Source organism: Pseudomonas sp. SST3, assembly GCF_003325755.1.
In genome coordinates, this window is sequence record NZ_QORI02000098.1 from 1 (window position 1) to 4,760 (window position 4,760).

Below are 4,760 nucleotides of genomic sequence, written 5' to 3' on the forward strand. Positions count from 1 at the left end.
AAGGGCGGCGGCATTGCCAGCACGGTGCGCGCAACCCGTGCGGCGAGCGAAGATGAGCTGTTCTCGAGCGCTGAAAAGCGCCTGCGCAGTTTGCTGCGTGACGGCGTGACCACGGTGGAGATCAAGTCCGGCTACGGCCTGGACCTGGCCAACGAACGCAAGATGCTGCGTGTGGCCCGGCGCCTGGGTGAAGCACTGCCGGTCAGCGTGCGTGCCACCTGCCTGGCCGCCCACGCGTTACCGCCGGAGTACAAGGACCGCGCCGACGATTACATCGAGCACATCTGCAGCCAGATGCTGCCGGCCCTGGCCGCTGAGGGGTTGGTGGATGCGGTCGATGCCTTCTGTGAATACCTGGCGTTTTCCCCCGAGCAGGTTGAGCGGGTATTCAAGTCGCCCAGCAACTTGGCCTGCCGGTGAAGCTGCACGCCGAGCAACTCTCGTCGTTGCATGGCTCAAGCCTGGCGGCGCGCTACCACGCGTTGTCGGCCGACCACCTGGAATTCATGACTGAAGAAGACGCCATCGCCATGGCTGCGGCCGGTACCGTCGCTGTGCTATTGCCGGGCGCGTTCTACTTTCTGCGTGAAACCCAGCTGCCGCCGATGGAGGCCCTGCGCAAGCACGGCGTGAAGATCGCCATCGCCAGCGACCTCAACCCCGGTACTTCACCGGCGCTGTCGGTGCGGCTGATGCTGAACATGGCCTGCACCCTGTTCCGCATGACCCCGGAAGAAGCCCTGGCTGGCGCCACGCAACACGCAGCCACCGCGTTGGGCCTGGGTGATACCCATGGTTCCCTGGAAGTGGGCAAGGTCGCGGATTTTGTCGCCTGGCAGATCGATCGCCCAGCCGACCTGGCCTACTGGCTGGGTGGCGAGCTGGATAAACGCGTTGTGCGCCACGGCGCCGACGTCACTGTTTGAGAGGATGCAGTTGTGGATAAGGTTCTGACATTCAAGCAAGGCCGCGTACCGCTGCTGATCAGCATGCCCCACGCCGGCCTGCGGCTCACCCCTGCGGTGGAGGCCGGGTTGATCCCCGAGGCGCAAAGCCTGCCGGATACCGACTGGCATATCCCGCTGTTGTATGACTTTGCCGAAGAACTGGGCGCCAGCACCCTGGCTGCGGAGTACTCGCGGTTTGTCATCGACCTCAACCGGCCCTCCGACAACACGCCGCTGTATGCCGGCGCTACGACGGGCCTGTACCCCGAGACGCTGTTCGATGGCGTGCCGTTGTTCCGGGAAGGGCAAACGCCCTCCGAGGAGGAGCGGGCCAGTTACCTGCAAAAAATCTGGGGGCCGTACCACCGTCAACTGCAAGAAGAACTGGCACGCCTCAAGGCCGAGTTCGGTTATGCGTTGCTGTTCGATGCGCACTCGATCCGCTCGTTGATCCCGCACCTGTTCGACGGCAAATTGCCGGACTTCAATTTGGGTACCTTCAACGGCGCTGCGTGCGACCCGCAGCTAGCCAGCCAGCTGGAAGCCATCTGCGCTCAGCATCCGCAATATACCCATGTGCTGAACGGGCGCTTCAAGGGCGGCCATATCACCCGTCATTATGGCAACCCCGCGCAGGATATCCACGCGGTGCAGCTGGAGTTGTGCCAGAGCACCTATATGGAGGAGTTCGAACCGTTCCGTTATCGCCCGGATTTGGCCGAGCCGACTCGGGTGGTGTTGAGGCAGTTGCTTGAAGGGCTGTTGGCTTGGGGACAGAAGCACTACCGGTAATTGTTGGTGCTGCTGCAAYMGCWTTCGCGAGCAAGCCCGCTCCCACACAAGCTCGCTCCTACAGGTTTCTGGCGTTATTTACCGGACTTGATCTTGGTCCAGCTACGGGTCATTTCACGCTGAGTTGCCGCTGGCATGTCGGCAATGGCGTAGAGCTTGGATTGCACTTCGGCCGACGGATAAATACCCGGGTCGCTGGTGATGTCTTTATCGACCAGGGCAGTGGCTTTCTCGTTACCGTTCGGGAAACGCACACTGTTGGTGATCGCGGCCATGACGTCTGGCTTGAGCAGGTAGTTCATGAATGCGTAGGCAGCCTCGACGTTTTCGGCATCCTTGGGAATGGCGACCATGTCGAAGAAGCTGCCAGCACCTTCCTTGGGAATGTCATAGGCGATCTTGACCTTGCCACCGGCTTCAGCCGCACGGGTTTTGGCCTGTTCGATGTCACCCGAGTAGCCCACAGCCACGCAGATGTTGCCGTTGGCCAGGTCGGAGATGTACTTGGAGGAGTGGAAGTAGCCGATCGAAGGACGGATTTTCATGAACAGGTCTTCGGCCTGTTTCAGATCAGCCTTCTTCGTCGTGTCGGTCGGCAGGCCCAGGTAATGCAGCGCTACCGGCAGCATTTCGGTTGGCGAATCGAGGAAGCTCACGCCGCAGCTTTTTCAGCTTGGCGATGTTTTCCGGCTTCATCAGTACGTCCCACGAGTCGATCTTGTCCACGCCCAGTGCGGCCTTGACCTTCTCCGGGTTGTAGCCGATGCCCATCGAGCCCCACATGTACGGGAAGGCGTGCTTGTTGTCCGGGTCGCTGACCGATACGGCCTTGAGCAGGGATTTGTTCAGGTTGCCGTAGTTGGACAGCTTGGACTTGTCCAGCTCCTGGTAGACACCGGCCTTGATCTGCTTGGCGAGGAAGCTGTTCGACGGCACGACGATGTCGTAGCCGGACTTGCCTGCCAGCAACTTGGCTTCCAGGGTTTCGTTGCTGTCAAAAACGTCGTACACCACTTTGATGCCCGACTCTTTTTCAAAGTTGGCGATGGTGTCCGGTGCAATGTAGTCGGACCAGTTGTAAACGTGCAGCACTTTATTGTCTGCCTGGGCCGCGCCCGCCATTGCGCCCATCAGGGACAAGGCGAGGAGAGTCTTGCCAGCGTTCTTCAAACCTAATGCCTTCATTTGGTGATGCTCCAATTTTTTCTTTTTTGGGCCACCAAGCGTTGTATGTTTTACGGCCCAACCGAAGGGCAACAAAACAGGGCGACAGTCTGGCAAGTTCAGGGGCTGGCTTTCAACCAAAGCCCCTGCCTTTTTAACTGCCCAGTGCACCGCGCACTGAGCCTAGCACTTAGCCCTGCAAGGCAGCCAAAGTCAGGTCCAGGCAATGGCGGGCCTTGGTGACCAGCTCGTCGATTTCAGCCTTGCTGATGACCAGTGGCGGCGAAATGATCATAGTGTCGCCCACGGCGCGCATGATCAGGCCATTTTCAAAGCAGAAGGTTCGGCAGATCATGCCGGCGCCTTTGCCTTCGTGACGCTTGCGCGTCGCCTTGTCCTGCACCAGCTCGATCGCACCGAGCATACCGACGCCGCGTACTTCACCCACCAGCGGGTGATCGCCCAGTTCCCTCAGACGTTTCTGCAAATACGGTGCCGTTTCGTCGTGCACACGGTTAACGATTTTTTCATCGCGCAGGATGCGGATGTTTTCCAGCGCAACAGCCGCGGCCACCGGGTGACCGGAGTAGGTAAAGCCGTGGTTGAAATCGCCCCCTTCGTTGAGCACCGCCACCACTTCGTCACGCACGATCAGGCCGCCCATGGGCACGTAGCCCGAGGTCAGGCCCTTGGCGATGGTCATCATGTGCGGCTTGAGGTCGTAGAAATCGCTACCGAACCACTCACCGGTACGGCCGAAGCCGCAAATTACTTCGTCGGCGACAAACAGGATGTCGTACTTGGCGAGGATTTCCTTGATGCGCGGCCAGTACGTGGCAGGCGGCACGATCACGCCACCGGCGCCCTGGATCGGCTCGGCAATAAAGGCGCCGACGTTTTCCACGCCCAGCTCCAGGATTTTCTCTTCCAACTGGTTGGCGGCCCACACACCGAATTCCTCGGGGCTCATGTCGCCGCCTTCGCCAAACCAGTACGGCTGCGCGATGTGGGTAATGCCCGGGATCGGCAAGTCGCCCTGCTCGTGCATATAGGTCATGCCGCCCAGGCTGGCGCCGGCCACGGTAGAGCCGTGGTAGCCATTCTTGCGGGCAATGATGGTTTTCTTGTTGGGCTGGCCCTTGATCGCCCAGTAGTGGCGGACCATGCGCAACATGGTGTCGTTGCCTTCGGAGCCGGAGCCGGTGAAGAACACGTGATTCATGCCTGCCGGCGCGACATCGGAAATGACCTTGGCCAACTCCAATACCGGCGGGTGTGCGGTCTGGAAGAACAGGTTGTAGTACGGCAGTTCTTTCATCTGCTTGGCGGCGGCATCGGCCAGTTCATCGCGACCGTAACCGATCGCCACGCACCACAGGCCGGCCATGCCGTCGAGGATCTTGTTGCCTTCGCTGTCCCACAGGTAAACGCCGTGGGCTTTGGTGATGATCCTTGGGCCTTTCTCTTTCAATTGCTTGAAGTCGCTGAACGGCGCCAGGTGGTGATCATTGCTCAAGGCTTGCCATTCACGGGTTTGCGGGTTGTTGCTGGACATACCAATCTCCTAGACTTTTCAGTGAAGGCGCGCCATTTAAAAGGCGCGCCCGGCGCATCAGACGGCGAAGAGCAGGAATTCCCGCTCCCACGAACTGATCACGCGCTTTGAAGTTTTCATGCTCGGCCCGCTTGACCGCGACGTAGCCCGTGATGAATTTTTGCCCCAGGTATTTCTCGATGGTCTTGCTGTTTTCCATGCGTTCCAGAGCGTCTTCGATGGTCAACGGCAGGCGCAGGTTGCGCCGCTCATAACCACGGCCCACCACCGGCGCGCTCGGGTTATGGCCTTCGACCATGCCG

Annotated in this window: 2 protein-coding genes and 3 pseudogenes; 2 read left to right on the forward strand and 3 right to left on the reverse strand. The window is 60.0% G+C overall.

Going from position 1 to position 4,760, the window contains the following annotated elements:
• Positions 1-926: pseudogene (gene hutI, locus DQ405_RS24240) on the forward strand (imidazolonepropionase); the annotation flags it as partial.
• 12 nt (positions 927-938) lie between these two features.
• Entirely contained in the window at positions 939-1,739 is an 801-nt protein-coding gene (gene hutG, locus DQ405_RS24245; RefSeq protein WP_014716542.1) for an N-formylglutamate deformylase, read from the forward strand.
• A gap of 74 nt (positions 1,740-1,813) precedes the next feature.
• Here the strand turns inward: hutG and DQ405_RS24250 are convergent.
• The 3 genes and pseudogenes from DQ405_RS24250 to DQ405_RS24260 all read right to left on the reverse strand — a co-directional run.
• Positions 1,814-2,909: pseudogene (locus DQ405_RS24250) on the reverse strand (polyamine ABC transporter substrate-binding protein).
• Between the two features lie 184 nt (positions 2,910-3,093).
• Positions 3,094-4,458, reverse strand: a complete 1,365-nt coding sequence (locus tag DQ405_RS24255) for an aspartate aminotransferase family protein (protein ID WP_168426351.1) — start codon at positions 4,456-4,458, stop codon at positions 3,094-3,096.
• Between the two features lie 57 nt (positions 4,459-4,515).
• Positions 4,516-4,760, reverse strand: a pseudogene (locus tag DQ405_RS24260) (glutamine synthetase); the annotation flags it as partial.